The organism is Acidiphilium sp. PM, assembly GCF_000219295.1.
Classification (GTDB): Bacteria; Pseudomonadota; Alphaproteobacteria; order Acetobacterales; family Acetobacteraceae; genus Acidiphilium; species Acidiphilium multivorum.
The window spans coordinates 1-1,407 of the sequence record NZ_AFPR01000529.1; the positions used below are offsets into that span (position 1 = coordinate 1).

The 1,407-nt window shown below is 69.3% G+C and carries 1 protein-coding gene and 1 pseudogene; both read right to left on the reverse strand.

The window, feature by feature from the left end; all coding sequences use genetic code 11:
• Positions 1–130: 130 nt before the first annotated feature.
• Positions 131–982: a lysophospholipid acyltransferase family protein gene (locus APM_RS17365; RefSeq protein WP_007424700.1), complete on the reverse strand. Its 852-nt coding sequence runs from the start codon at positions 980–982 to the stop codon at positions 131–133.
• A gap of 129 nt (positions 983–1,111) precedes the next feature.
• A pseudogene (locus APM_RS17370) lies at positions 1,112–1,407 on the reverse strand (alpha/beta hydrolase); the annotation flags it as partial.

The following is a 1,407-nucleotide window of genomic DNA, read 5'->3' on the forward strand; positions in this document are numbered from 1 at the left end:
ATGGCGACAGCGGCGCAGAGGGCGTGGAGGATGGCGGCGAAGCGGGCGGCCAGGTTCATGCCGAGCAAAAGACCATGGAGGGGCGGGGGTGGGCAATCGCTTTTTCGCCGCAGCGGTGGCGTGAGAAAATCTAACGGAGTCGCCGCGCCTGTTCCGGGGCGAGGGCGAGGACGTGAAGCTGGAGCAGGGCGGTGAGCGCGTGGCGGTCGGTGATGGCGGCGAGGCGCTCGTAGGGGATCACCTCGCCGATCCGCACCTTGAGCGGAAGGCCGATGCGGCGCACCGCCTCGGGCACGATCAGCGAGAGGCGGAGGAACATGCTCACCCGGCTCGCCGCGTGGAACAGCGGGCTGTTCTGGCCGGGGAAATGGACCGGCAGCACATCCGCCCGGGCGAGATGGATCAGCTTCGCGGTGAACAGTTTCCAGGGCAGGTCCTCGGCGCGGCCGAACGGGTTGCGCGCCGTCGCGATGCCGCCGCTCGGGAAGACCGCCACCGTCTCGCCGCGATCGAGGCAGGCGAGCGCCTCCTTGCGGCTTTCGAGATTCCGGCGCAGCGCCTCCTTCGTTTCGGAAAAGTCGATCGGCAATGCGTAGCGCGCCATCTCGGGGACGCGCAGCAGGTCGTTGTTGATGAGGATGCGGACCGGACGGTCGAGCTGCTCGGCGAGGGCGAGGATGGCGATGCCGTCGGCGATGCCGAACGGGTGGTTCGCGATCATGACCAGGCGGCGGCCGGGCGGGTGCTCGACCGGCCAGCGCGGCGCCTGCACGTTCAGCGCGATGTCGAGAAGTTCGAGCAGGCGGTTCATCGGCCGCGCTTCCGCTCCGGCCAGCAGCGACTGCCAGGCGGCATAGCAGCGATTGGCGCGGGAGATGCCGCACATCGCCTCCAGCGACAGCAGGAACAGGCGGCGGGCGAGCGACATCTCCGCCGACGCGTAGCTCAGCGCGCTGCGGGGCAGGAACCTCGGCGAAGCCATGAGCGTGTTTCGTGCTGCCTTGACTGGAGATATGTGACGGTTTGATGACGCGCTGTCGCGTTTTCTGACAGCATATGTCTTTTAGGCCCGCATCGCAACGATGATCGGCGGCGCAAGCGGGCCGGCGCGTCAGTGCTCGGCGAGGAAGATCATCGCGTCGGTCGCGGCGGCGGAGGGGAGCGGGCGGCGGTTGTGGCGGAGGAAGGACAGGATGTCGCCGATCGGGGTGCGGCGTTCATGGTCGAGCAGCATCAGGTGATCGCCGGCGGGATACCAGGCGAGGGTTGCGCGGGCGCCGCGCGGAATGGCGCGCCAGCAGGCGGCGGTGGCGTGCGGCGGGATGACATCGTCATGCCCGCCATACATCAGCAGGACGCGGGGCGCGGCGAGGCGGGCGCAGTCGCGCTGGGCCGCGCCCATCATCC